This window comes from Pantoea sp. JZ2 (assembly GCF_035191405.1).
In the GTDB taxonomy this organism is placed as follows: Bacteria; Pseudomonadota; Gammaproteobacteria; order Enterobacterales; family Enterobacteriaceae; genus Pantoea; species Pantoea stewartii.
The window spans coordinates 4,175,675-4,200,660 of the sequence record NZ_CP045247.1; the positions used below are offsets into that span (position 1 = coordinate 4,175,675).

General features: G+C 56.6%; 21 protein-coding genes and 1 pseudogene. 12 read left to right on the forward strand and 10 right to left on the reverse strand.

What is annotated here, in order from left to right; translation table 11 throughout:
• The first annotated feature begins 101 nt into the window (after positions 1-101).
• The 3 genes from pyrB to ridA all read left to right on the forward strand — a co-directional run bounded on the left by pyrB (position 102) and on the right by ridA (position 1,981).
• Complete coding sequence (pyrB, locus tag GC087_RS20165) at positions 102-1,037, forward strand: aspartate carbamoyltransferase (protein WP_262959782.1); 936 nt, start codon at positions 102-104, stop codon at positions 1,035-1,037.
• 10 nt (positions 1,038-1,047) lie between these two features.
• Positions 1,048-1,512, forward strand: coding sequence for an aspartate carbamoyltransferase regulatory subunit (pyrI, locus tag GC087_RS20170; protein WP_006121791.1), 465 nt, complete (start codon positions 1,048-1,050; stop codon positions 1,510-1,512).
• 82 nt (positions 1,513-1,594) lie between these two features.
• Positions 1,595-1,981, forward strand: a complete 387-nt coding sequence (gene ridA, locus GC087_RS20175; protein WP_006121790.1) for a 2-iminobutanoate/2-iminopropanoate deaminase — start codon at positions 1,595-1,597, stop codon at positions 1,979-1,981.
• A gap of 98 nt (positions 1,982-2,079) precedes the next feature.
• Here ridA and GC087_RS20180 read toward each other — a convergent pair whose 3' ends face one another.
• The 5 genes from GC087_RS20180 to GC087_RS20200 all read right to left on the reverse strand — a co-directional run bounded on the left by GC087_RS20180 (position 2,080) and on the right by GC087_RS20200 (position 11,999).
• Positions 2,080-3,729: a methyl-accepting chemotaxis protein gene (locus GC087_RS20180; RefSeq protein ID WP_324029188.1), complete on the reverse strand. Its 1,650-nt coding sequence runs from the start codon at positions 3,727-3,729 to the stop codon at positions 2,080-2,082.
• A gap of 307 nt (positions 3,730-4,036) precedes the next feature.
• Positions 4,037-5,230 (reverse strand): lysophospholipid transporter LplT, encoded by a 1,194-nt coding sequence (gene lplT / locus GC087_RS20185; protein ID WP_324029189.1) that lies wholly within the window; start codon positions 5,228-5,230, stop codon positions 4,037-4,039.
• Positions 5,227-7,377: a bifunctional acyl-ACP--phospholipid O-acyltransferase/long-chain-fatty-acid--ACP ligase gene (aas, locus tag GC087_RS20190; RefSeq protein ID WP_033739215.1), complete on the reverse strand. Its 2,151-nt coding sequence runs from the start codon at positions 7,375-7,377 to the stop codon at positions 5,227-5,229. The genes lplT and aas overlap by 4 nt, the downstream gene beginning before the upstream one ends.
• Before the next feature lie 334 nt (positions 7,378-7,711).
• Entirely contained in the window at positions 7,712-9,451 is a 1,740-nt protein-coding gene (locus GC087_RS20195) for a penicillin-binding transpeptidase domain-containing protein (protein WP_039338881.1), read from the reverse strand.
• A 274-nt stretch (positions 9,452-9,725) separates the two neighbouring features.
• Entirely contained in the window at positions 9,726-11,999 is a 2,274-nt protein-coding gene (locus GC087_RS20200; RefSeq protein ID WP_324030666.1) for a molybdopterin guanine dinucleotide-containing S/N-oxide reductase, read from the reverse strand.
• A 187-nt stretch (positions 12,000-12,186) separates the two neighbouring features.
• Between GC087_RS20200 and galR the strand changes: the two genes are divergently transcribed.
• Positions 12,187-13,197 (forward strand): HTH-type transcriptional regulator GalR, encoded by a 1,011-nt coding sequence (gene galR, locus GC087_RS20205; protein ID WP_039338882.1) that lies wholly within the window; start codon positions 12,187-12,189, stop codon positions 13,195-13,197.
• Positions 13,198-13,224: 27 nt separating this feature from the next.
• On the forward strand, positions 13,225-13,413 hold the full coding sequence (locus GC087_RS20210) for a hypothetical protein (RefSeq protein ID WP_324029191.1): 189 nt from the start codon (positions 13,225-13,227) through the stop codon (positions 13,411-13,413).
• On the opposite strand, the gene GC087_RS20215 is transcribed toward GC087_RS20210, so the two are convergent.
• Complete coding sequence (locus GC087_RS20215) at positions 13,406-15,781, reverse strand: beta-N-acetylhexosaminidase (protein ID WP_324029193.1); 2,376 nt, start codon at positions 15,779-15,781, stop codon at positions 13,406-13,408. The genes GC087_RS20210 and GC087_RS20215 overlap by 8 nt on opposite strands.
• Positions 15,782-16,028: 247 nt before the next feature.
• Between GC087_RS20215 and nrdD the strand changes: the two genes are divergently transcribed.
• Together nrdD and nrdG are read left to right on the forward strand one after the other, a co-directional pair.
• A complete protein-coding gene (gene nrdD / locus GC087_RS20220; RefSeq protein WP_324029195.1) occupies positions 16,029-18,167 on the forward strand; it encodes an anaerobic ribonucleoside-triphosphate reductase in 2,139 nt (712 codons plus the stop codon).
• Positions 18,164-18,631, forward strand: a complete 468-nt coding sequence (gene nrdG / locus GC087_RS20225; RefSeq protein ID WP_033739209.1) for an anaerobic ribonucleoside-triphosphate reductase-activating protein — start codon at positions 18,164-18,166, stop codon at positions 18,629-18,631. The genes nrdD and nrdG overlap by 4 nt, the downstream gene beginning before the upstream one ends.
• On the opposite strand, the pseudogene GC087_RS20230 reads toward nrdG, so the two are convergent.
• Positions 18,623-19,254, reverse strand: a pseudogene (locus tag GC087_RS20230) (NAD-dependent epimerase/dehydratase family protein). The gene nrdG and the pseudogene GC087_RS20230 sit on opposite strands and share 9 nt — an antisense overlap.
• Positions 19,255-19,399: 145 nt before the next feature.
• Here GC087_RS20230 and GC087_RS20235 point away from each other — a divergent pair.
• Positions 19,400-19,921 carry a type 1 glutamine amidotransferase domain-containing protein gene (locus tag GC087_RS20235; RefSeq protein ID WP_006121777.1) on the forward strand — a complete coding sequence of 174 codons (522 nt, stop codon included), beginning with the start codon at positions 19,400-19,402 and terminating at the stop codon, positions 19,919-19,921.
• 37 nt (positions 19,922-19,958) lie between these two features.
• Here GC087_RS20235 and GC087_RS20240 read toward each other — a convergent pair whose 3' ends face one another.
• Positions 19,959-20,387: a YhbP family protein gene (locus GC087_RS20240; RefSeq protein WP_033739205.1), complete on the reverse strand. Its 429-nt coding sequence runs from the start codon at positions 20,385-20,387 to the stop codon at positions 19,959-19,961.
• Between the two features lie 82 nt (positions 20,388-20,469).
• Between GC087_RS20240 and GC087_RS20245 the strand changes: the two genes are divergently transcribed.
• Positions 20,470-20,757, forward strand: coding sequence for a GIY-YIG nuclease family protein (locus GC087_RS20245; protein ID WP_006121775.1), 288 nt, complete (start codon positions 20,470-20,472; stop codon positions 20,755-20,757).
• Here GC087_RS20245 and GC087_RS20250 read toward each other — a convergent pair.
• Both GC087_RS20250 and ubiT read right to left on the reverse strand, forming a co-directional pair.
• The gene (locus GC087_RS20250) at positions 20,741-21,247 is read right to left on the reverse strand and encodes a GNAT family N-acetyltransferase (protein WP_324029198.1); all 507 of its coding nucleotides are present in this window, start codon (positions 21,245-21,247) and stop codon (positions 20,741-20,743) included. The genes GC087_RS20245 and GC087_RS20250 overlap by 17 nt on opposite strands.
• Positions 21,241-21,765, reverse strand: a complete 525-nt coding sequence (ubiT, locus tag GC087_RS20255) for a ubiquinone anaerobic biosynthesis accessory factor UbiT (protein WP_324030667.1) — start codon at positions 21,763-21,765, stop codon at positions 21,241-21,243. The genes GC087_RS20250 and ubiT overlap by 7 nt, the downstream gene beginning before the upstream one ends.
• A 205-nt stretch (positions 21,766-21,970) precedes the next feature.
• Here ubiT and ubiU point away from each other — a divergent pair, with 205 nt between their 5' ends.
• The 3 genes from ubiU to GC087_RS20270 all read left to right on the forward strand — a co-directional run bounded on the left by ubiU (position 21,971) and on the right by GC087_RS20270 (position 24,983).
• On the forward strand, positions 21,971-22,966 hold the full coding sequence (gene ubiU / locus GC087_RS20260; protein ID WP_039338888.1) for a ubiquinone anaerobic biosynthesis protein UbiU: 996 nt from the start codon (positions 21,971-21,973) through the stop codon (positions 22,964-22,966).
• A 9-nt stretch (positions 22,967-22,975) separates the two neighbouring features.
• Positions 22,976-23,860: a U32 family peptidase gene (locus GC087_RS20265; protein ID WP_058702612.1), complete on the forward strand. Its 885-nt coding sequence runs from the start codon at positions 22,976-22,978 to the stop codon at positions 23,858-23,860.
• A gap of 112 nt (positions 23,861-23,972) precedes the next feature.
• Positions 23,973-24,983 carry a luciferase-like monooxygenase gene (locus GC087_RS20270; protein WP_006121770.1) on the forward strand — a complete coding sequence of 337 codons (1,011 nt, stop codon included), beginning with the start codon at positions 23,973-23,975 and terminating at the stop codon, positions 24,981-24,983.
• Positions 24,984-24,986: the final 3 nt, after the last annotated feature.

Below are 24,986 nucleotides of genomic sequence, written 5' to 3' on the forward strand. Positions count from 1 at the left end.
GCGGCACCGCTGTTTCTTTCCGTCATCGAACCGATCTCAAAAAAGCCCCTTTCTAAGGGGCTTTTTTTTGTCCGCAATCCGGCCGCGCAGAGGAGAGAGCTATGGCTAACCCGCTATATCGCAAGCACATCATTTCAATTAACGATCTCAGCCGCGACGAGCTGGAGCTGGTGCTGCATACCGCCGCCCGGCTCAAAGCCAACCCTCAGCCGGAACTGCTGAAACACAACGTGATCGCCAGTTGCTTCTTTGAAGCCTCCACCCGCACCCGGCTGTCGTTTGAAACCGCCATTCATCGCCTGGGTGCCTCCGCCGTCGGCTTTGCCGATGGCAGTAACACCTCGCTGGGCAAGAAGGGGGAAACCCTGGCGGATACCATTTCCGTCATCAGCACCTATGTGGACGCGATTGTGATGCGTCATCCGCAGGAAGGGGCAGCCCGACTGGCCACGGAGTTCTCCAACGGCATTCCCATTCTGAACGCGGGCGACGGCGCGAATCAGCACCCGACACAAACGCTGCTGGACCTGTTTACTCTCCACGAAACCCAGGGTCGTCTCAGCAATCTGAACGTGGCCATGGTGGGCGATCTCAAATATGGCCGTACCGTTCACTCGCTGACCCAGGCGCTGGCCAAGTTCGACGGCAACCGCTTCTTCTTTATCGCGCCGGATGCGCTGGCAATGCCTGCCTATATCACCGATATGCTGGGCGAGCAGAATATTGCCTGGTCGCGCCATGACAGCTTTGAAGAGGTGATGCCTGAGCTGGATATTCTCTATATGACCCGCGTGCAAAAAGAGCGGCTCGATCCCTCAGAATATGCCAACGTCAAAGCCCAGTTTATTTTACGGGCAGCCGATCTGGCCGGAGCCCGCGATAACATGAAAGTGCTGCATCCGCTGCCCCGTATTGATGAAATTACCCCTGACGTGGACACCACGCCGTACGCCTGGTATTTCCAGCAGGCAGGTAACGGTATTTATGCGCGCCAGGCCCTGCTGGCGCTGGTACTGAACAGCGACATCGCCCTGTAAGGAGTGAACAATGAGCCACGATAACAAACTGCAGGTCGAAGCCATCAAAAACGGCACGGTTATCGATCATATCCCGGCGCAGGTGGGCTTTAAGCTCCTGTCGCTGTTTCGCCTGACCGAAACTGACCAGCGCATCACTATTGGTCTGAACCTGCCGTCAGGTGAAATGGGCCGTAAGGACCTGATCAAGATCGAAAACACCTACCTGACCGACGATCAGATCAATCAACTGGCGTTCTATGCGCCGCATGCGACGGTCAATCGCATCGACGACTATGAAGTGGTGGCCAAGATCGCCCCGGCGCTGCCGGATCACATCGATCGGGTGCTTACCTGCCCGAACAGCAACTGCATCAGCCGCAGCGAGCCGGTGTTCTCCAGCTTCGCCGTCAAGCACCGCGCCGATGAAGTGCACCTGAAGTGCAAATACTGTGAGAAAGAGTTCGCCCGCCATGTCGTGCTGGGCCACTTTTAATCGTCCCGGGCGCGCCTATAATGGAACGCGTTCTGTTGCGGGCGGCATCGTTGCTGCCCCGGCCTTACTTTAAGGAGAAATGATGTCTCGTGAAATCAGTACGGAAAAAGCCCCTGCGGCCATTGGCCCTTACGTACAGGGCGTTGATCTCGGCAACATGATCATCACCTCGGGCCAGATTCCCGTGAACCCGGCCACCGGTGAGGTCGCCGATGATGTGTCTGCGCAGGCACGTCAGTCGCTGGAAAACGTGAAGGCAATCGTGGAAGCGGCGGGACTGACGGTAGGCGATATCGTTAAAACCACCGTGTTCGTGAAAGATCTGAATGACTTTGCGACCGTAAACGCCACCTACGAGGCGTTCTTTACTGAGCACAAGGCAAACTTCCCGGCGCGCTCGTGCGTGGAAGTCGCCCGTCTGCCAAAAGATGTGAAGATTGAAATCGAAGCGATTGCACTGCGTCGCTGATAAAACGCGTGCGCACCGGGTGCGCACGCGGCTTTCGGTCTGCCATTAAGCACGGAATTTGCCCTGCTTAACGCCGACCGTTCACGGTGTGATCAGCCTTAAAAGCTTTGCCAGTTATCCTGTCCGCCTGTCGCCAGAGCCATCACGGGTTTGGGCGCAACAACGGCTGTGGGTTGGCGCTGAGGCGTCACATCAGCCGCCTGCTGATCCGCGAGCGTAAACCTGCGCACCAGCGCAGCCAGGCCGTTGGCCTGCTCCTGTAGTGAGAGCGATGCGGCCGAGGCTTCTTCCACCAGGGCCGCATTCTGCTGGGTCACGTCGTCCATCTGATTGACCGCCTGATGCACCTGCGCGATCCCCTGGCTCTGCTCTGTGGCAGCAGCGGCGATTTCGTTAACCAGATCGGTAACCTGACTGACCGCACCGCGCATCGTCTCCATATTCTGATTCACGTTATCCGCCTGGGACGTTCCCGATTCAATCAACGCATTCGACGACTGAATCAGCGTTTTGATTTCACGGGCGGCGGTGGTGGAACGCTGCGACAAATTGCGCACTTCCCCTGCCACGACCGCAAAGCCGCGCCCGTGTTCGCCGGCTCGCGCCGCTTCAACCGCCGCGTTCAGCGCCAGAATATTGGTCTGAAACGCAATGCCTTCAATCAGGGTGATAATGTCGCCCACCTTGCCCGCGCTGTCACGGATCGACGTCATGGTATCCAGCATGGTAGTGAGCGCCGCAGAGCTGGTTTCGGAGAGGTTGCGCGTGTTTTCAGCCAGATTGCTCGCCTGGCGCGTGTTGTCGGCGGTCTGTCTGACGGTTTCGCTTATTTGCGTCATGCTGGCAGCCGTTTGCTCCAGCGAGGCAGCCTGCTCTTCTGTACGGGCAGACAAATCCTCATTCCCTGCCGCAATCTGTGCCGACGCACTGCTGACGGACTGCGAGGCACTGCTGACCGCATGCATAGCGGACGAAATGCTTGTCATCAGACGATTATAAGAGCGTGCCATGATACCGACTTCATCACGGCGGCTGTCATCGGCCTTCAGGGAAAGATCAAGCGTATTGCTGGCGCGTTCCATCAGCCCGCCCATGGCATTCAGGCTGCGGCGGACGCGCAAGATGGTCAGTATCGTCAGCATCCCCAGGCCAGTAATCGCCAGGGCAATACCGGCGGCCATGCCCCATTTGGTCAGCCGATAAATATGTTGGTTTTGCAGGCGTAACGCTTCACCCATTTTGCTGTTAAATTCAAACTGATCGCGGTAACTGTTTTTTAGCTGGGTGATGGCGCCGCCAATACCTTCATCATCACTTAACAGCGCCAGGCTGCGTTCATTCTGATGTGCCCGGGAAGCCGTGAGAAATGCCGGAAGATTTTGTTTAACGGCATCGATTAACCGGAATGACTTTTCTGTCATCACCCGATCGTCATCGTTGGTAATGTCGTTATCGAAATAATATTTCGTCAGTGTCGAAATGTCCTCAATGCGTTTTTGAATAACCGCTTCGAGACTGGCCAGCTTGCCGCTCTCATCCTCTGTCTGATGACGATATAACGCCACAGAGAGGCGATTACTTTCATCCACCAGCCGGTTTAATACCTTGAGCGAATCAATCGTGTTTACCTGCACATATTCAAATCTCGCCTGAAAACCGGCGAGAAGTGAAAGCGTTACGATCCCCAGAATAATCAACGAACCTGCTAAAAGCGAAAAAGCCAGAGAAAGTCTTTGCGTCATATTCATTAAACCGAGCTCCTTTCTTTCCTCCGAGCCTATTCCCGAAGGAAGCCAGAAATTAATCGGCAATAATAAATAAAAATTTATTTCAATTTTTTTAAACCTGAATTCGATTTCAAGTTTAAATTAATTATTCATTGCAAAAAATTATCGAAGTTAAATAAACGACCGAAAAAAAACAATAACAAAATAAACTATATTTTTTTGAATAGTAAATTTTTGGTGATACATCAAAAAAAGGCGTAATACCCTCGGGGCCAGCATAAAGGAGAAAAGCGGAACCGCGGGGACAGCGCGCCCCGCGGTTGTTGCATCAGGTGCGGGAAGACGGACGCCACAGCCACAGGAGGGTAATCGCCAGCGCGAACAAGGCGCCAAAGCCAATGCCGGTCGCCACGGCGGGCGCACCGGCGCGAATAGCCAGCGTATACAGCGCCAACATGATGAGCATGGCGGTGTTTTCAATCAGGTTCTGCACTGCAATCGCATTGCCCGCGCCGACGCTCTGTTGACCGCGTTCCTGAAGCAGCGCGTTGAGGGGTACAACAAAGAAACCGCCCAGCACGCCGATGATCATCAGCAGCAGGTAAGCATTCAGCAGGGTATGTTGCAGGGCGAAAATCACCACCATCACGCCGATCAGAACGCCCGCGGGCATACAGCGGCGCACGGTTTCCAGCGTCACCAGCTTTGCCGCCAGTGCCGCGCCCACCACAATCCCTACCGCGACCATAGCATTCAGCATGGTCGGCGTTTTGTTGTCGCTGATGCCCAGCGCCACGGGTACCCACAGCACCAGCAGAAAACGCAGCGTTACACCTGCGCCCCAAAACAGACTGGTACCGAGCAGAGAAAATCGGGTTTCGGCATTGTTCCACAGCAGGCGCGTCGCGCGGAGAAAACGGCCCAGCATGGCCGCCACATTCCAGCTCTGCCCCGGACGCGCGGCGCGCAGTCTGGGAATAAACAGGTTCGCCACCACCGCCACCGCATAGGTCAGAGCACAGGCGGCCAGTGCGGCAACCAGATTCCAGTCCGACAGGATGCCGCCCGCCACCGAGCCCAGCAGAATAGCTGCAATGGTGGAGGCTTCCATCAGCCCGTTGGCTTTAACCAGCTTTTCGCCATGCGCAATTTCAACCAGAATGCCGTACTTCGCCGGGGAGTACGCGGCAGCCCCGATTCCCACCAGGGTGTAACCCAGGAAAGGATTAAAACCGAAGCAGATCACCATCGCACCGAGCAACTTCAGGCTGTTGGCAAACATCATGGCCCGGCCTTTGGCAATGCTGTCTGCCATCTGGCCGACAAAGGGCGCAAGCAGAATATAAGTGGCAACAAACAGCATCTGCAGTACCGGCTGGCTCCAGTCGGGATAGAACTGGTTTTTCAGCAACGCCAGCGTGGCAAACAGCAGGGCGTTATCGCCGAACGCGGAGAAAAACTGCGCCACGATTACCGCTATCATGCCGCGCGACAGTAACGGCGCATCACGTTCTGGGATCATGCCTGGTCCTCTTCCGCCATTTTCTTCAGGGTGACATAGTCAGGTTTGCCACTGCCCAGCAGCGGCAGCTGTTTGACCACGCGGATATCGCGCGGTACGGCCAGATCCGCGGCACCCAGCGACCGGGCCGCCTTTTGCAAATCCTCACGCGCTAAGGCGCTGTCGGTAGTAAACAGCACTAATGCTTCACCCCGATTACCGTCGGGCCGCAGCGAGGCCGCGTGCTGTTTATCCGGCGACGCGCTCAGGGCGATCTGCTCGACCACTTCCAGCGAGACCATTTCCCCGGCAATTTTGGCAAAGCGCTTCGCCCGGCCCTGGATCTGGCAGAATCCGCCGTCATCAAAGCTGACGATATCGCCGGTATCGTACCAGCCCGCTTCCATCTGCCCTTCCCCGTTGTCCGCCGCCGGGGTTTCCAGTACGCCGGGATTCTCCACCCGCAGGTAGCCTTTCATGATATTTGGACCACGCAGTTGCAGCCGCCCGCCCTGTTCAATGCCCGGCACGGACATCAGGCGCGAATCCATTCCCGGCAGAATACGACCTACCGTGTGCGCTTTGGCGGCCATGGGCACGTTGATGGCGACAACAGGCGCGCATTCGGTGACGCCATAGCCTTCCAGAATCCGGATGCCGTATTTTTCCATGTACAGCTGGCGCGTGTTCTCCTGCAGTTTTTCTGCCCCCGCGACCACATAGCGCAGACGGGCAAAGTCATAAGGCTGCGCAAAACGGGCGTAATTCCCCAGGAAGGTTGAAGTGCCAAACAGCACGGTACAGTTGCGGTCGTACACCAACTCAGGCACCACGCGGTAGTGCAGCGGACTGGGATACAGAAAGACCTGCGCCCCGGTCATCAGCGGCGTAAACAGCCCCACAGTCAAGCCGAAGGCATGGAACAGCGGCAACGCTGACATAAAGCGATCGCGTGGCGTAAAGTCGGCTACCGTGCGAATCTGCTCAACGTTCGCCAGCAGGCTTTTATGAGAATGCACCACGCCTTTCGGATGCCCTTCGGAGCCAGAGGTAAACAGCACCATCGCGGCATCTTCCGGCTGTTGCGTCACCTGCGCCTGACGCGGCACCAGCAAATGCGCCAGTATCCAGAGCTTATCCTGCAACGTGACGGTATCTTTCAGATCTTCCAGATAGATCCACCGCACCTCGGTCAGCGCCTGCGGCAGATGCCACAGGTTGCCTTTATCCAGGAACTGCCGCGACGTGAACACGGTCTTTACCTGTGACGCAGTCAGCGCCGCACGCAGGCCCGTTACGCCCGCAGAGTAGTTCAGCATGGCGGGCACGCGCCCACGTAATGATGCGCCCAGGATCGCCGCCGCCGTGACCGTGGCGTTGGGCAGCAGCAACCCGACGTAATCGCCAGGCTGGCTGTACCGTTCCAGAATGCGTCCAACGCCCAGCGCTTTTTTCAGCAGGCCGGTATAGCTGTCGGGTTTGAAATTCACGTCTTCGATGCACCGCTTAAACGCGCCATAGCGCTGACGGGCACTCAGAAAAGCCTCATACAGGGTTTCCCTGGGTCGCACCGCCATGCGTGCTTCCATCATAATATGGTGCAGGTGCTCTCCGGCCAGCACGCGACGGTCGCGGGCGCGCTTCGCCTCGGGCATCGGAATGTGGGTGCCGGGTAAAATGCTCAGGGTAATACGGGGAAACAGGCGACGCTTGAAAACGCCCGCCAGGCGACCGAACGGCGTAAATTCTGCCCCTTCAATGCGCATCGGCACCACGGTCGCGCCGGATTTGGCTGCGACAAAGCCCGCGCCGCTGTAAATCTTCATCAGCGATCCGGTCACGGTAATGCGGCCTTCGGGGAAAATAACCACCGGGCGGCCGCTGTCGATGAGCCGCACCAGCTGCTTCAGCGCCATCGGCTTCATAGGATCGAGCGGCACGAAATCCGCATAGGGTTTTATCAGGCGTAAAAACCAGTGTTCGCTAATAGACGAGTAGATTGCAAATACTGGCTTAACGGGCAGAAACAGCGCCAGTAGCGCGCCATCCAGGAATGAAGTGTGATTGGGCGTAATCAACACTTTCTGCTTGCGCAGCTCAGCGGTATCGCCCCGCAGTTCAACCCGCCACAGCAGGCGAAAAAGCAGACGGAAAAAAGTGAATAGCATGCCGGCTCCTTAGCATGGTGAAAACAGCCACTCACGATGCAGGATTTAGCGGTAATCGACAACTGATTATTGGCGGATGCGCCGGAGAAAGCTGACGCAGATCATGACAAGACCAGGCCAGATTTCAGGCAAAAAAAACCCACGCATCTGCGTGGGTCGGTGTAATAACGACTGGCCTTGCCGGAGCAGTGCCCGTTTTCACACCCATCAATACCTCTGGGATTTCTATCCTCTCACCCTTTAGTCGGTCAGAGACAGATGAAAAAAGAAAATGAATTCGCCGAAATGAAACGAGGTGTAAAAACATCCACACCTCGCTTACAGTTTGATTTGATTAGGATTTATCTGAACCGTTATCCACAGGCTTACTGTAGATAGCATCGGGGGCGATATTCATGTGCTTCAGCACCGGCCCCATGATGTTGCCGAATACCGGCGCGGCCACGGAGCCACCAAAGTGATCGCCAGCGGTCGGGTGGTTAATCATGACGACCAGCGCCACTTCAGGATGGCTGGCGGGAGCAATACCAGCGGTGTAGTTCACATAGCCGCCGTCATATTTACCGCTGCTGCCCATTTTCTCCGCTGTCCCGGTTTTGGTAGCCAGACGATAGCCGGGTACCGCCGCCTTCACCCCGGTCCCGCCCGGTAAGACGTCACTTTCCAGCATATGCACCACTTCTTTCACCGTTTCAGGATTGGCCACCTGCTTGCCCAGCACGGGTGGCGTGACCTTGGTGATCGACAGCGGACGATAAACCCCATAGGAACCCAGCGTGGCATATTCCCGGGCAATCTGTAGCGGCGTCACGCGTAAACCATAGCCGAAGGAGAAGGTCGCGCGTTCGATATCGGCCCAGCGCGTGCGGTGCAGCGGGAAGTAGCCGACGCTTTCGCCGGTTAAGCCCAGTCCGGTGGGTTTACCGAGGCCAAAGGCATAGTAGGTGTTCACCAGGGCTTCCGCAGGCATTGCCAGGGCAATATGCGAGACGCCGATATCGCTCGATTTTTGCAGGATGCCGGTCATCGTCAGACGCGGCCAGTGCCCGACGTCACGGATCAGGTGGCCGTTCACGCGATAAGGCGTGGTATCCAGTACAGAATCCGGTCGCACCAGGTGGCGCTCCAGCCCTTCCATCACTACCAGCGGTTTCACTGTCGAACCCGGTTCATAACTGTCGTTGATGGCGGTATTGCGCATCTGTGCCGGTGTGGCACCCTGGTAGTTGTTGGGGTTGAACGACGGATAAGAGGCCATCGCCAGAATCTCGCCGGTATCAATTTTGACCAGCACCGCCGCACCGGAGTCGGCCTTGTTGAGCAACACGCCGTCACGCAGTTTGCTGTACAGCGTGTACTGGCTGAATTTATCAATGCTGAGCTGTACCGTCGGCGGCTGCGTTGGCGGCTGATAGCTAATCATCGAAATGATATTGCCGGCCGCATCCTGGCGATACACTTCTTTGCCCGGCTGACCCTGCAGCACTTTATCGAAGCCTTTTTCCAGGCCGTTCAGACCGGTGTTGTCAGCACCAACGATGCCGATAAGCGGTGCCGAGGCTTCACTCATCGGATAGAAGCGGCTGTCGTCATAGACCTCACTGATGCCTTTCAGCTTGAGATCTTTGATGTCTTTGGCGATCCCCAGCTCCACTTTACGTCCCAGATAGAGAAAACGACGTTTAGGATTCGCAGTGATCTGTGACGCGACCTCTTCAGGCCGCATGCCCAGCGCCGCCGCCAGATAGGCCCATTTGGCGCTGGTAAAGTCGGGGTTACTTTCCAGTACGCGCTGCGGATCGGCGATCACGTCACGCGAGGGCACGCTGAGTGCCAGTGCCTCACCATTGCGATCCAGTAAGGTGCCCCGGCTGGTGGGCAGCGTCACGGTACGCAGGGAACGCTGATCCGCCTCATGCTCCAGCATCGGCTGATTCAGGAACTGCAAATCGGCCACGCGCGCCAGCAAAACGACCATGCAGGCCAATACGCCCAGACAAATCAGGCGAAAACGAAACGGGTTAAACGGGGCTTTTATCTGGTCTTTACCCAGTAATTTTTTTATCCGGGGCATAGCAATCCGCTGCGCTTAAAAAAAAGAGGTCAATCCAGCAGTTATAATCAAAGCGCGGGTGAAAACACAGGAAAACTGTGTATCAGTTCGTTATTGATCGTTTTCCTCGGGGCAAAAAAAACCTGCGTATCTACGCAGGTTGGTGTAATCAAAAAAATCAGTTGATGTTCACCCATCAATACCTCTGGGATCCTGACTGTAGCAAGCGGCGATCCCGTTCTGCCACGACAGAAACGCAACAGTTACCTGCAAAATGTAACCAGCCGTGTGATCCTTACGTATTTGTGCAAACGACATGTTTTTTGATGTCCACGAGGCAACTCATGGCGTTCGGCCCCTGGGTCAGTGACGAGGTGCCGATATCCAGCGTTAAGACATTCGGATTGCCCGCCCGATCAAACGGCTGCCAGGCGTTGCCAAAGCCGGGATCAAACCAGGCACCGGTAGAGATGATCACCACGCCCTGCTTCAGGCCATCGGTTAAACGCACCCCAGCCAGAATCCTGCCGCGCGCATTGCTGACTTCAATCTCGTCACCATCGACAATGCCGCGCGGGTTCGCATCCTCAGGATGCATGTACAGCGTTTCATGGCCGGCGATTTTATTGCCCTGCACGGTGGCAGTGGCATCCAGCTGACTGTGCAAGCGATCCGAGGGCTGAATGGAGATCATATGCAGTGGATAGTCCTGACTTGCCGGCGCTCCCAGCCATTCCCGCGGCTCACGCCATTCCGGGTGACCGGCCATATCCTCCAGCTGATAATCCGCAATGGTCTGGCAGAACAGCTCAATTTTGCCGCTGGCGGTCTGGATCGGATGCGCGAGGGGATCGGCGCGGAAGTCCGCCATAAAGACGTAGGGTTTACCGCCTTCGGGGATTTCAACGAAGCCGCGCTGCCAGAACGCCTCAAATTCGGGGAAAGCAATGCCGCGACGACCATGGGCGACGGCGCATTGTTGGTAAAGATGCGCGATCCACTGCATCTCGTTGCGCCCTTCCGTGAAGGTATCCCGATAGCCCAGTCGCTCGGCCAGATCCGCAAAGATATCAAAGTCGTTACGTGCCTGATGCTGGGGTTTAATCGCCTGATGCATCGCCAGCACAAAGCGATCGCGCGACGAGCCCCCGATATCATTGCGCTCCAGCGTGGTGGTTGCCGGCAGTACGATATCGGCCATCTGTGCGGCCGGTGTCCAGACGATATCCTGCACCACGACGGTATCCGGCTTTTGCCAGCCTTCCACCAGCCGGTTCAACTGCTGATGATGGTGGAACGGGTTGCCGCCCGCCCAGTGCACCATGTGAATGTCCGGGTAGTGCAGGGTTTCGCCCTGGAAGCTATAGGGCTGGCCGGGGTTAAGCAACATGTCACTGATGCGCGCCACGGGAATAGAGAGGCCCGACGGATTGGGCCCGGTACTCATCATCGGCGCGGGCCCTTCCTGGCGCGGATTGCCCACGCTGTTCATGGAGCCGTGACCAAATGAGAAGCCCGCGCCCGGCAGGCCTGGCTGTCCGAGCATGGAGGACAGCGCGATCATCATCCAGTAGGGCTGTTCGCCGCGATGAGCACGCTGGACAGAGTAGGAGCAGGTGATAAAACTGCGTTTGCCGATCAGCTGCTGCGCCAGTTGCACAATGCGCTCCGCCGGGACCGCGGTGATCCGGCTCGCCCAGCCCGCCGTTTTGGCGATGCCATCGCTTTCGCCCAGCAGATAAGCACGCAGCTGCGGCCAGCCGGTGCAGTGACGGGCAAGGAAATCCTCGTCGGTCGCACCGCGCTGATAAATTTCATAACCGAGGGCCAGCATCAGCGCCACATCGGTATTCGGCCGGATCGGGATCCAGTCGGCGCGAACAAATTCAGGGCAGTCGTCGCGCATGGGGCTGATGTTGATGACGGGCGTGCCTTTCGCGGCCAGCTGTTCCAGCGCCGGTTTCAGGCTGTGCTGACCTGCACCGCCGGAAGCCACCTGGGCATTTTTTAGCGCCAGTCCGCCAAAGGCGACAAAAATCTCGGCGTGTTCCACCACCTGCGGCCAGTCGGTGACGCGCCCGGTGAGCGGCATGTAGGTGCCCATGACATAAGGGAGGAAAAACTGCGCTGCGCCCCAGCTGTAGTTGCCTTGCTGATCGACCCCGCCGCCGCCCTGAAAATAGAAACGCCGTACCAGCGTGCGCGCATGGTTGACGCGCCCTGCCGATGACCAGCCGTAAGAGCCATTAAAAATGCCGGAGGCACCGTAGCGTTCACGAATGCGGCGATTTTCCTCAGCCACCAGATCCAGCGCCGTATCCCAGTCAACGGCGACAAAATCTTCACGTCCACGCAAGGTGCGATCGCTGTTCTCGCGGGAGGTTAACCACGAACGCCGCACCATAGGTTGGCGGATGCGTTTATCCGAGTAGACCAGTTCAGGAATGGTGTTGAGCATGGGCGACGGATCGGCGTCGGCAAAAAAAGGTTCGCAACCGATGAGACGGTCGTTTTCGCTTACCGCGGTAAAGGCGCCCCAGTGCGCCAGATGTGGCACTTTTATTTTCATGGTCATCGCTTCGGCAGGTGTTGGGATAAGCAGCATATCACGGGCTGTGACCGTAGCAGAAGGCATCACCCATCGTCTGATTTTGCCCTGTTTGCGACCTTGCTGGAATTCTGTTGGCTTGATGTACGTGCGCTTTTCCGTAACACTGGAGCGATGTGTAAACGTTTCCCCAAAATCAGGTAAACCCATGGCTACCATTAAGGATGTTGCCCGGCTGGCGGGTGTTTCTGTCGCCACGGTTTCCCGCGTGATCAACAATTCGCCTAAGGCCAGTGACAGTTCGCGCCAGGCGGTGAATCAGGCCATGGAATCGCTCCAGTACCATCCAAACGCCAATGCACGGGCGCTGGCACAGCAGTCAACCGAAACCCTGGGGCTGGTGGTGGGCGATGTATCCGACCCGTTCTTTGGCGCGATGGTGAAAGCAGTAGATGAAGTGGCAGGCCAGACAGGCAACTTTTTGCTGATTGGTAACGGTTACCATAATGAGCAAAAAGAGCGCCAGGCTATCGAACAACTGATGCGTCATCGCTGCGCGGCGCTGGTGGTTCACGCCAAGAAAATCCCCGACAGCGAGCTGGAAGTGTTGATGAAGCAGATGCCCGGCATGGTATTAGTGAATCGCCTGCTAAAGGGGTTTGAACAACGCTGTATTGCGCTTGATGACCGCTACGGTGCCTGGCTGGCCACGCGCCATCTGATTCAACTGGGCCATCAAAATATCGCGTTTATCTGTTCCACTCACACCATTTCGGATGCGGAAGACCGCCTGCAGGGCTATTACGATGCCCTGGAAGAGCACGGCCTGCCCTGCAATGACAGGCTGGTCGCCTGGGGCGAACCGGATGAAGTCGGCGGCGAGCAGGCGATGACGGAATTACTGGGACGCGGCAGAAACTTTACTGCCGTAGCCTGCTATAACGACTCTATGGCTGCCGGGGCGCTGGCGGTCTTAAGCGATAATGGCGTACAGGTTCCCGAAGCAATGTCCCTGATCGGTTTTGATGACGTGCTGGTTTCCCGCTACGTTCGCCCGCGCCTGACGACGGTGCGTTATCCCATCGTCACTATGGCGCAGCAAGCCGCCGAACTGGCGCTGGCGCTGGCTCACCACCAGCCCGTTCCTGAAGTGACCAATATGTTCAGCCCGACGTTAGTCCGCCGCCACTCGGTCAGCGGCCCGGCCACCTCGTCCTGAGTTCCTGCTTTGGCGCGGCATATGTTGATGGTGCAGGATGATACCCACCATTTTTTGCATCTTTTCTCTCTCTGCCTGTTCTGCGAAATAAGCTGGGCCTTCGCGCTGCAGGAAGGCGGCAAGATGAGTCATCCCCGGGAACTTACTGTTGTCAGTGACCGTGATGGCGAACCGCTGACAACGCGCCTGCTGTGCGCAGGTCGCCAGCTTATTTGAAAGCATGGAGGAGGCGTTCAAGCGGCCGTACGAGTGCAATGACCGTCTCATCCTGCACCTGTGCCGCTGCATCCAGCTTCGCCTGCATCTGCGCCACCTCGCCCGCCCCAAAGGCCTGGTTACGTACATAGGCATCCACCATCGCCATGCCCATCACGCTCAGTGCATCAACCTGCCTGGCGCTGCCCGCCAGCGCATGGAGCGGCTGGGTGGCATTCAGTAGCGGCTGAACCTGCGAATAATTTTCGTGCCAGCGTTGTAACTGTGCACGAATCGCCGTCGCGGCGGCAGGATCGGTCCGGTCTTCAATCAGCAGGGCAACCTGCTTATCCAGCGCCCGGACGGTATCACTTTCAGCCGGTAAGACGTCCGCCAGGCGATTCAGCGGTTCAAAGTAGTTGTAATGCCCGGCCTGAAACTTGAGATGCTGACGCGTATAGTACTGTGCCGGTTCCAGCGCCTGGGCCAGCACGCGCAGCGGCTCGATATGGGTACTGTTGGCCAGCCGCATCATCTGTCGTTCCGTCTGATCGTGCTGTTGCAGGCCGACGGAGATCGTTGTCCAGCGATCCATCGCCGCCAGCCGTTGATACATGCTGTCAGGGTCGGTGACGTTCTGCGCTGACCATAACCGTTCGGCCACCACAAAAGCGCGCGGCCAGAGTTTGGTATCAATGATCGTGCTGTTGACGTTTTCAGCCCACAGCGCGGCCTCGCCGCCCAGCAGGTTTTGCTGCTTCTGCCGCGCATCGGGCAGCACCGGCTGAATACCGGCTGGCACGGCATCAAGGCGTCGGCCTTCGGTGGCATAGCGTACGTTCCCTACCCGCATATACCCGCTGAGCTGGTTACCGGTCAGCGTCACCACGGGCTGGAACGGTCCCATCCACGTATCGACCTCGAACGTCAGACGATCGGGTGCCAGCCACGCAATCCCTTTCACCAGACGGCGCGACTTACCCGCGAAATCAATAAACCCGCGCCAGCCGTCACGACCTTTAATCAGCGTAAAGCTGCCCGTCACCGGACTGCCTTTTAACCGCGGCATAGAGAACGACCAGCTCTGCGCCTGGTCACCCGGCTGAATGACATCTTTACCCTCAAGCCCCTGGGGATAGATTTCATTGCGATAGTGATAGCTGGCCGGTTGAGGCTGATCCAGATAGAAACCGGTGGAGAGAATGCCGCGATAGCCATTTTTGGCGACGGTACCCAGCGCATCCTGGCCCTGCCAGGACTGGATCAGGATGCTGTGGGGCAGATCCGGATGGGCGATCTCATCCCAGCCCACCATGTGTCGTTGGTGTTTTTCGAGAATTTTTTCAAGGCGCTGATTAAAGTACGCCTGAAGCGCGTGACTGTCGGCAAGACCACGATCGTGCATAAATTGCTGAATGCGGGATGATGCCTGCCACTGGCTGGGATCGACCTCATCGCCGCCAATATGCACATACGGATCGGGAAAAATGGCGGCGACCTCCCCGATTAGCGCATCAATGACCTGGTAAACCTGCTCATTACTGGGATCCAGTAGCGGCTTAAAGACGCCCCAGCCGCGCTCCATCCGATAAGGACCGGGGGCGCTGATCAGTTCCGGCATCGCCACTGCCAGCGCAGAGGCATGTCCGGGAAAATCGAGTTCCGGCACTACGCGCACGCCACGTTCCGCCGCATACTGCACCACGTCGCGCATCTCTTCCTGGGTATAGAAAAGGCCGTCGCTGGCGTTTTGTTGTAGCTGAGGATAGCGGCTGGAGGCGAAACGCCAGCCCTGATCGTCCGTCAGATGCCAGTGCAGCACGTTCATCCGTGCCGCCGCAATGCCATCAATCTGCCGCTTAATCGTTCTGACCGGCATGAAATGGCGGGCACTGTCGATCAGGATGCCGCGCCACGCAAAGCGCGGTTTATCCTGGATCGTCACCCAGGGAATGCGGGTACCTTCGGGCGTGTTTTCAATTAGTTGCAGCAGCGTTTCCATGCCGCGCATCGCGCCAAAACGGGTAGTGGCCCGTAGCAAAACGCCATCACTGTTGACGTTAAGCTGGTAGCTTTCATCGCTGTCTGGCTGCGGAATGGGATCGGTGACCGTTGCAATCTGCACGCGAATCGTAGGCGGGGTCACGGCCTGATCGATGGGCAGTAAAGGCCAGCCGGTTTGTCGGGCAATGCGTGACAACCAGCGCGTTTCGGCACCGGGTAACCTGTCTCCCTCAATGCGCAAGGTGAGCTGTGGCGTCAACGTCAGCCAGCCTGCGTTGGCAGGTTGCTCTACCTGCTGTGGCCATGGCATTAACGGCAACGTGTCCGCTGCGGCAGAAAAGGACAAAGCACAACAACAGATAAGCACATTTCGGCGTAGCGACATTGGCACGGTACCCTGCAAGTCGATGGCAAAAAAGGTCGGTCACCAGAGTAATGTCATTTTGCGTGGCTAATCAAATCAGTCCGTCCGAAAAGGCGCCCCCGGGGCGATTTTTTTGTCGTGCTGATTTTCTGCGCGTGTTTACGGCTTCTTTGTTTCAGGTCAAAACGAGACGAATTAATTCGCTGCAGTCACTACATGTTGAGCCTAAAATCCGAAACAACACCTATATGTAGTTAACGGAGAGAGCATGGCAACGGTGGTGATAAAGCGCGACGGATGCCGCGTAAGCTTTGATGCGCAACGTATCGCAGCGGCCGTTATGGCGGCTGCGCGGGCAGCGAACGTCGACGATGCCGCATGGTGCGACGCGGTGGCCGGACAGGTTAGCGCACAACTGGTGGATCGTCAGGACGTCGACATTCAGGATATTCAGTGTGCGGTGGAAGAAACGCTGATGGCCGGACCTTATCCACAACTGGCACGGGCTTATATTGCCTATCGTCACGATCGTGACGTCGAGCGCGAACGCCGCAGCCAGCTGCATCATGCCATCCGTGGCCTGGTCGATCAGACCAATGCCGCCCTGCTTCATGAAAATGCCAATAAAGACAGCAAAGTGATCCCGACCCAGCGCGATTTGCTGGCCGGAATTGTGGCGAAACATTACGCCCAGCAGCAAATCCTGCCTCGTGATGTGGTTCAGGCGCATGAGCGCGGCGAGATCCATTATCACGATCTTGATTACTCGCCTTTCTTCCCCATGTTTAACTGCATGCTGATCGATTTGAAAGGCATGCTGACCAACGGTTTTAAAATGGGTAACGCGGAGATCGAGCCGCCCAGGTCGATTGCTACCGCCACTGCGGTGACCGCGCAAATCATTGCCCAGGTTGCCAGCCATATCTATGGCGGAACCACGCTGAATCGAATTGACGAGGTGCTGGCACCCTATGTTGAAAAAAGTTTTGCCCGGCATAAAGAGGTAGCGCAGCACTGGGATATCCCGCAGGCGGAAGCCTATGCCCGCCAGCGTACCGAAAAAGAGTGTTATGACGCCTTTCAGTCGCTGGAATATGAGGTGAACACGCTGCATACGGCAAATGGCCAGACACCGTTTGTCACGTTTGGGTTCGGGTTGGGGACAAGCTGGGCCGCCCGTCTGGTGCAGACATCCATCTTGCGTAACCGTCTGGCAGGACTGGGTAAAAATCGCAAAACGGCCGTCTTCCCGAAGCTGGTGTTTGCGATTCGGGAAGGCGTTAACCGTCGTCCCGGCGATGTGAACTATGACATTAAGCAACTGGCGCTGGCCTGTGCCAGCAAACGAATGTATCCCGATATTCTCAATTATGATCAGGTCGTTAAGGTTACCGGCTCCTTTAAAACGCCGATGGGCTGTCGCAGTTTTCTGGGCGTTTACGAAGAAAATGGCGAGCAGATTCATGAAGGGCGCAACAATATCGGCGTCATCAGTCTGAATCTGCCACGTATCGCGCTGGAAGCACGGGGTGATGAGGCGCGTTTCTGGGCGTTACTGGATGACAGGCTGATGCTGGCGAAACGGGCATTGATGACGCGTGTTGCCCGGCTGGAAAAAACCAAAGCCCGGGTTGCGCCCATTCTTTATATGGAAGGTGCCTGCGGCGTGCGTTTGCAGGCAGACGATGAGGTGGGGTCGATTTTCCGCAATGGCCGCGCCTCCTTGTCTCTCGGTTTCATCGGCTTGCACGAAACACTGAATGCATTGAGCGGCGCCTCAGTCCATCCTTTTGATGATGCAACCCTGCGCGCCAAAGGCGTGGCCATCGTGGCACGTCTGCGCGCGGCGACCGACGCCTGGAAAGCGGAAACGGGCTATGGCTTTAGCCTCTACAGTACCCCCAGCGAAAACTTATGTGACCGTTTCTGCCGTCTGGATGCGGCTGAATTTGGTGTGATAAAAGGCGTGACCGACAAAGGTTATTACACCAACAGCTTCCATCTGGACGTTGAGAAGAAGGTGAATCCTTACGAAAAAATCGATTTTGAAGCCCCCTATCCGCCACTCTCCAATGGCGGTTTTATCTGTTACGGCGAATATCCCAATGTGCAGCACAACCTTAAGGCGCTGGAAGACGTCTGGGATTACAGCTACGACCGCGTGCCTTACTACGGCACCAACACGCCAATTGACGAATGTTACGACTGTGGCTTCAACGGGGAATTCACCTGTACCAGCCGCGGATTTACCTGCCCGAACTGCGACAATCACGATCCTGCACGGGTTTCGGTCACACGGCGGGTTTGTGGCTATCTGGGCAGTCCGGACGCGCGCCCGTTTAATGCGGGAAAACAACAGGAAGTGCAGCGTCGGGTGAAACATCTTAATAGCGGCCAGCTGGAATGATGCGCATCCATCGTTACTACGATGTCGATATCGTGAACGGCCCCGGCACCCGCTGTACGCTGTTTGTCTCTGGCTGCGAGCACCAGTGCCGCGGCTGTTACAATCAACGTACCTGGCGGCTGGATTCCGGGGTGCCGTTTACCCTGGCGATGGAAGAACAACTGCTGGCCGATCTGAACGACACGCGCATCCCACGACAGGGCTTATCGTTAAGCGGCGGCGATCCCCTGCATCCACAGAATGTGCCGCATATTCGTCGTCTGGTGAAACGCGTCAAACAGACCTGCCCGGGCAAAGATATCTGGCTATGGACCGGCTATGAAATGGCGTCACTGACGTCCGCGCAGCGTGAAGTGCTGCCCTGGATTGACGTTCTGATCGACGGGCGCTTTGAAGAGGCCGAAAAAGACGCCACCCTCTTATGGCGCGGCAGTCGTAATCAGCACATCTGGTATTTACGCTGAAGAGCGGGGAATCGCCCCGGATTCAATGAGGGTTACGCCGGCTTTATCCATGAAGGCCTGCTGATGCAGACAGCGGGCCACATCCTGTGCTGACACTGCACGCCAGTTGCCGGGCAACCAGGAAAACAACGGTGCCATCAGGCTTTCTCCGCGGCGTTTCTCTTTTCTTTCACCGAGCAATAAAGATGGCCGGACGAAAACCAGGCGTGCCCAGTTCTGGTGGCGCAGCGTATTCTCCATCTCACCTTTTACGCGGCTGTATAAAAAGGGCGAATGGCGATGCGCGCCGTGCGCACTCACCACCAGCATCTGCGTGGCACCCAGTCGTAAGCCATTCAATGCGGTGTCCACCACCAGCGTGTAATCCACATGGATAAAGGCCGCTTTACTGCCTGCCTGTTTGCGCGTGGTGCCCAGACAGCAAAATACCGTGGTCAGTGGCCCATCCAGGGGCTGAAGCACATCGGTCAGACGTCCTCAACCGGATTGATCACCTTGTTCATAACAGGCAACGCACGGCGCGTCGGGGCGATGATCTCATCGATGCGAGGATCATCAACCAGTAAACGCAGCAGATATGACCCGACTAACCCGGTTGCGCCGGTCACTAAAACACGATTCATCTCAGAATTGTCCCTGTTTCATCACCAGCCGTGCAAAATCTGGTCAATGTGCGCCGTCTGGCTTGCTTTCCTGATGTCGGCAGCCAGGCTTAATGCGTATCAGGATAGCGCATTAAGCGCCTAACATGCCTACAGGAGGGTAAAGATGAGCACCAAAATTGCGGTATTGATCACCGATGAATTTGAAGACTCTGAGTTTACCTCGCCAGCGGAAGTGTATAAACGCGCTGGCTACGAGGTGGTGACCATTGAGGAGCAGGCGGGTAAAACCGTTAAAGGCAAACAGGGTGATGCGGAAGTGAAGATTGACCGCAGCATCGACGATGTCAGTGCGGCTGAGTTTGACGCGCTACTGCTGCCTGGCGGCCATTCACCTGACGCCCTGCGCGGCGACGACCGCTTCGTCGCTTTCACCAAAGATTTCGTGGCAAGCGGCAAACCGGTGTTTGCGATCTGCCACGGGCCACAGTTGCTGATCAGTGCCAATGGCGTCCGCGGCCGAAAAATGACCAGCGTAAAAGCCATTGCGGTCGACCTGATTAATGCCGGGGCTGATTTCCGCGATGAAGAAGTGGTGGTGGACAGTGACAAGCTGGTAACCAGCCGCACCCCGGCTGACCTGCCTGCTTTTAACCGTGAGTCCCTGCGCATTCTGGAAGCGCTGTAACGCGTTGGCGCCCTTTTCCGTCAGGGATCAGGGCGCACTACTCTTCCCGCAGCCAGGCAATCTTTTTGCCAAATCCCAGCGCGTTATCGGTCATTTTCAGCTCATCGAGCGTGATTTCCCACAGCGGTGCAGACACGCTGCGTGACATCGGGAAACGTCGCTGATAGGCATGGCGAGCTTCAACCGCCTCCTCCTCACGCAGTTGCCTGATGCGTCCACGATACTGCACCCCTTTTATCAGTAAGACCGTTTTCGGCTGACCATTGATCGTTCCGGCCACGTGAGGATTTTTGCTGGCCAGAAGGCCATGACGTGTATCCGGTTCCGTCATCAACCAGAATGCCATACGTGCCTCATCAAACACGTAGTAACAGTTTGCACACCACAGTTCATTTCCGGCACTGCAGCACAGTGACAGGACATGTTGCTTCTTCAGGTAGCGAATAAGATGGGAAAGATCAGACACAATCAACTCCGGATAAGGGCAACGGATAGCGCACGATGGGGAAGCGCGTTACACTGCCGGGCAGGCATTTCTGGGACAGATTATGAGTCAGCACTGGCAACTTTACCTGATAAAAACGGCCGCCGGTCTGTTATATACCGGCATCACAACCGACGTCACGCGCCGCCTTGCGCAACATGAGTGTGGTCGAGGAGCCCGGGCCCTGCGCGGAAAAGGCCCACTGGCGCTGGTTTATGCCTGCGCGGCAGGTGACCGCGCGCAGGCATCCAGGCTGGAATATCAGGTCAAGCAACTTCCCCGGCAACGCAAACTGCAACTGGTTGCCGAGCAACCGCAGAGTCTCGAAACCTGGCTTAGCGCAGTGCGTTAAAGGGGGCTGAATACTCAATGCGCCCTTCCGCGTCGTCGAAGGCATTATCGGCCAGACGGTAAACCTGGAAAGCGGCTTCACTGTCCGGCCAGCGACAGTGCAATCCCCGGCGCGCCGCAGGTTCAAATCCCAGCGGATGAAACAGCGCAGGCTCGCCAAGTACGACTACCGCGCTGTAACCAAACTCATTGAGCGTATCCAGACCTTCGTAAATGAGGCGTTTCGCAATGCCCTGCCCCCGTAAAGGTTCATCAACGGCCAGCGGCGCAAGGCCGACCCAGCCGCGATCCTCGCCCTGCATCGTGACCGGACTAAAGGCAGCATAACCCAGCACTTGTCCTTCATCATCGGTTGCCACGACGCCAAGCGTTAACAGGCCATCTTCGCGCAGTGCCTGTGTCAGTTCCGCCTCGTCCGATGTAGGGAAACAACGTCGGAGCAGTGCATCGATTCCGGCGGCGTCAACGCCAATTTCCGTTCGTATTAACATGAAACACCTGCGCGTGCCTGTGCGGCGTTCGCGTCCTGTTGCATCATTGTTTCCACAATCGCAGCCATGTGCTGAATGGCGGTACGTAACCCTACGGGCATGGTGTCGAGTTCTATTGCATCCATTACGTTCTTAACCTCCAGTCCCAGTTCAGTATCCCCTTCAATCAGCAATCGACGCTGAAAGAAAAGCATATCAGGATCCGCTTTACGCGCGGCTACCAGCAACAAATCATTGGCATTGCCCCGGAACCAGACATCTGCTTCGGCATGCTGCAACACCTTCAGTCGGCCATCCTCTAGCGTGGTCATCCAGGTGAGATGCATATCAAGGATCTCAATGCCTAAAAAGCGTCCCTGAAGGAAGTCTAACTCACCTTCAGCCAAAACATGACGAAATTGCCAGTTTAAGAGTTGCTGCAAGAGGGGCTTCTTCAAGGTAAACGGGGCAATCTTCGCCGGTAAACCAATAATTTTAGGGCCATTTTTCACTAAACTGGCTGAAAACCGCTGAAGCACGCTCGTCACTCCTGTTAAAAAAATTTTAGCTATATTGCCACAGACACCGGTTATCGCCGTCGGTGAGATCAATAAAACCAACAGCTGACCGATTAAAAATACGCCAGCCTCACGCATCAAAACGGCTTTCACTGCCCCAAATCAAGATTTGCGCAACGCGGCATGACTAGACTCGGGCTCCATCTGTATGTCGAGAGGATTGGGTATGGAGTTGCTGTGTCCGGCCGGGAGCCTGCCAGCCCTGCGCGCCGCCGTTGAGAATGGGGCCGATGCGGTCTATGTCGGGCTAAAAGACGATACCAATGCGCGTCATTTTGCCGGGCTAAACTTTACGGATAAGAAATTACGTGAAGCAGCCTGTTATTTACATCAGCATCGTCGCAAACTGCACGTTGCCATTAATACCTTTGCACACCCTGATAGCGTGCATCGCTGGCAGCGGGCCATTGATGTGGCGGCGGACTGTGGAGCGGATGCGCTGATACTGGCCGATATCGCCACGCTGGCCTATGCCCGCGAACGCTATCCACACATAGCGCGACACTTGTCCGTTCAGGCCTCGGCAACCAATCTGGAAGCCATCCGTTTTTATCACCGTCATTTCACTTTGCATCGCGTAGTGCTGCCCCGTGTTTTATCCCTTCATCAGGTAAAACAACTGGCGCGCAGTACGCCAGTCCCGCTGGAAGTATTTGCCTTTGGCAGCCTGTGTATTATGGCCGAAGGTCGCTGCTACCTGTCCTCCTGGCTCACAGGGGAATCGCCAAACAGCAAAGGCGCCTGCTCGCCGGCGAAGTTTGTGCGCTGGCAGCAAACGCCTGCCGGGATGGAGGTGCGCCTGAATGACGTATTGGTTGACCGTTACGGTGCGGATGAAAGCGCGGGTTATCCCACCCTGTGTAAAGGGCGTTACGAGATTGACGAACAGCGCTACCACGTGCTGGAAGAGCCCACCAGCCTGAATACCCTGGAACTGCTGCCTGAGCTGCTGCGGGCGGGCATTGCCTCAGTGAAGATTGAAGGCCGTCAACGCAGCCCCGCCTATATTTCTGAGGTGGCGCGCGTCTGGCGTCAGGCGATCAATCGCTGTCAGGCCGCGCCGGATAGCTTTGATGTCAGCGAGAAATGGATGCAGACATTAGGGGCGCTGTCTGAAGGAACGCAAACCACGTTAGGTGCTTACCATCGTGACTGGCAATAAGGAGACAGCATGAAATATTCCCTTGGCCCGGTGCTGTGGTACTGGCCTGGCGACACACTGCAACACTTTTACCACCTCGCCGCCCAAAGCAGTGCCGACATCATTTACCTGGGCGAAACCGTATGCAGCAAGCGCCGCGCAACCTCGTTTGCCGCCTGGATGGATTTAGCGCGTGAGCTGGCTGCCAGCGGCAAGCAGGTTGTCGTGAGCACGCTGGCGCTGCTGCAATCCCCATCCGAACTGAAAGAGTTACAGCGTTATGTCGAAAATGGCGAGTTTCTTATCGAGGCCAACGACATGGGGGCGGTCAATATGGCGGCGGAGCGCAAGCTGCCCTTTGTCGCCGGTCCTACCCTGAACGTTTATAACGCTGACACCTTACATCTGCTGGTGAAAGAAGGTATGACGCGCTGGTGCCTGCCCGTTGAAATGCCACGAGACTGGTTGTTAACTCTGCTGGCGCAGTGCGAAACGCGCGGTATTCGCGAACAGTTTGAAGTGGAGGTGCTGGGCTATGGGCATTTACCGCTAGCCCTGTCAGCGCGATGCTTTACGGCCCGCTCGGAGAATCGTGCTAAAGATGACTGCGAAACCTGCTGCCGTCATTATCCGAACGGACGCAGGGTGCTTTCGCAGGAGCAACAACAGGTTTTCGTTCTGAACGGTATTCAGACGCTGAGTGGCTACTGTTACAACCTGGGCAACGATCTGGTAAGCATGCACAACTGTGTCGATATCGTGCGACTTTCACCACAAAGCGAGGAAACCTTAAGCCTTGTTGACCGTTTTCGCGACAACGAAGCGGGTCAGGCCCCGTTAGCGATCGAGAAAAACCGGGACTGCAATGGCTACTGGCGTAAACTGCCGGGGATGGTTTTACAGACCACCGACTGAAACGCACATACAGGCAACAGAGAGTGGGCGTAAAGCGTTTTAATATAGCGAATGTTGCGCAATACTTAATAGTGCAGGGTATGAAACCTGCGCTATAACCTCTGGAGTACCCATGTCTGAGAAAAAAAACGTTCGCCTCTCTGTACTCGATCTTGCCCCTGTTCCTCAGGGCGCTACGCCACGTGATGCGTTTCAGAATTCACTTGCGCTGGCACGTCAGGCCGAAGCCCTGGGATTTGAACGTTACTGGTTAGCTGAGCACCATAATATGACCGGCATCGCCAGCGCCGCCACAGCCGTGTTAATCGGCTATCTGGCCGCAAACACCACGACGCTGCGTCTGGGCTCTGGCGGCATTATGTTGCCCAATCACGCGCCGCTGGTGATCGCAGAACAGTTCGGCACCCTGGCATCGCTGTATCCCGATCGCATCGATCTGGGATTAGGCCGTGCGCCAGGATCGGATCAGCGCACGATGCTGGCTTTACGTCGCAACCTGTCAGGCATGCAGGCCGATACGTTTCCGGATGATGTGGCCGAGCTGATTCACTGGTTTGATGCAGAAGCTGGCGCACAGCCGCCTGTTCAGCCGGTACCTGGTTTAGGGATGAAAATTCCCGTCTGGTTACTGGGTTCCAGCCTGTACAGCGCCCAGCTCTCGGCCAAAATGGGGCTGCCGTTTGCGTTTGCCTCGCATTTCGCACCGGACCAGCTGTTCCAGGCTCTGCATGTTTATCGTGAAAACTTTACACCGTCAGCCCGCCTTGCTGAACCTTATGCTACCGTCTGCATTAACATCGTGGCGGCGGACACGGAAAGCGACGCCCGTTTTCTGTTTACCTCGATGCAGCAGCAGTTTATTAATTTGCGTCGCGGCAAGCCTGGTCCGTTACCTGCCCCGGTGCAGAACATGGACAGTCTCTGGTCGCCGTCAGAACAGTATGGCGTCCAGCAGGCTCTGAGCATGTCGCTGGTCGGGGACGTGGATAAAGTGCGTCACGGTCTGGCCTCGCTGCTGCGTGAAACGCAGGCCGATGAGATCATGGTTAACGGTCAGATTTACGATACCGATGCACGTCTGCACTCCTTTAAGCTGGCGATGGAGGCGGCACGCGGGCTGTAAACG

Coding starts and splice junctions, on each gene's coding strand:
- GC087_RS20245 (WP_006121775.1), top strand. CDS start 20,470: ATGAGTCAGCACTGGCAACTTTACCTGATAAAAACGGCCGCCGGTCTG.
- GC087_RS20200 (WP_324030666.1), bottom strand. CDS start 11,999: ATGAAAATAAAAGTGCCACATCTGGCGCACTGGGGCGCCTTTACCGCG.
- ubiU (WP_039338888.1), top strand. CDS start 21,971: ATGGAGTTGCTGTGTCCGGCCGGGAGCCTGCCAGCCCTGCGCGCCGCC.
- GC087_RS20180 (WP_324029188.1), bottom strand. CDS start 3,729: ATGAATATGACGCAAAGACTTTCTCTGGCTTTTTCGCTTTTAGCAGGT.
- ridA (WP_006121790.1), top strand. CDS start 1,595: ATGTCTCGTGAAATCAGTACGGAAAAAGCCCCTGCGGCCATTGGCCCT.
- GC087_RS20265 (WP_058702612.1), top strand. CDS start 22,976: ATGAAATATTCCCTTGGCCCGGTGCTGTGGTACTGGCCTGGCGACACA.
- GC087_RS20270 (WP_006121770.1), top strand. CDS start 23,973: ATGTCTGAGAAAAAAAACGTTCGCCTCTCTGTACTCGATCTTGCCCCT.
- GC087_RS20250 (WP_324029198.1), bottom strand. CDS start 21,247: ATGTTAATACGAACGGAAATTGGCGTTGACGCCGCCGGAATCGATGCA.
- pyrB (WP_262959782.1), top strand. CDS start 102: ATGGCTAACCCGCTATATCGCAAGCACATCATTTCAATTAACGATCTC.
- aas (WP_033739215.1), bottom strand. CDS start 7,377: ATGCTATTCACTTTTTTCCGTCTGCTTTTTCGCCTGCTGTGGCGGGTT.
- GC087_RS20210 (WP_324029191.1), top strand. CDS start 13,225: ATGGTGCAGGATGATACCCACCATTTTTTGCATCTTTTCTCTCTCTGC.
- nrdD (WP_324029195.1), top strand. CDS start 16,029: ATGGCAACGGTGGTGATAAAGCGCGACGGATGCCGCGTAAGCTTTGAT.
- nrdG (WP_033739209.1), top strand. CDS start 18,164: ATGATGCGCATCCATCGTTACTACGATGTCGATATCGTGAACGGCCCC.
- pyrI (WP_006121791.1), top strand. CDS start 1,048: ATGAGCCACGATAACAAACTGCAGGTCGAAGCCATCAAAAACGGCACG.
- galR (WP_039338882.1), top strand. CDS start 12,187: ATGGCTACCATTAAGGATGTTGCCCGGCTGGCGGGTGTTTCTGTCGCC.
- lplT (WP_324029189.1), bottom strand. CDS start 5,230: ATGATCCCAGAACGTGATGCGCCGTTACTGTCGCGCGGCATGATAGCG.
- GC087_RS20195 (WP_039338881.1), bottom strand. CDS start 9,451: ATGCCCCGGATAAAAAAATTACTGGGTAAAGACCAGATAAAAGCCCCG.
- GC087_RS20215 (WP_324029193.1), bottom strand. CDS start 15,781: ATGTCGCTACGCCGAAATGTGCTTATCTGTTGTTGTGCTTTGTCCTTT.
- GC087_RS20235 (WP_006121777.1), top strand. CDS start 19,400: ATGAGCACCAAAATTGCGGTATTGATCACCGATGAATTTGAAGACTCT.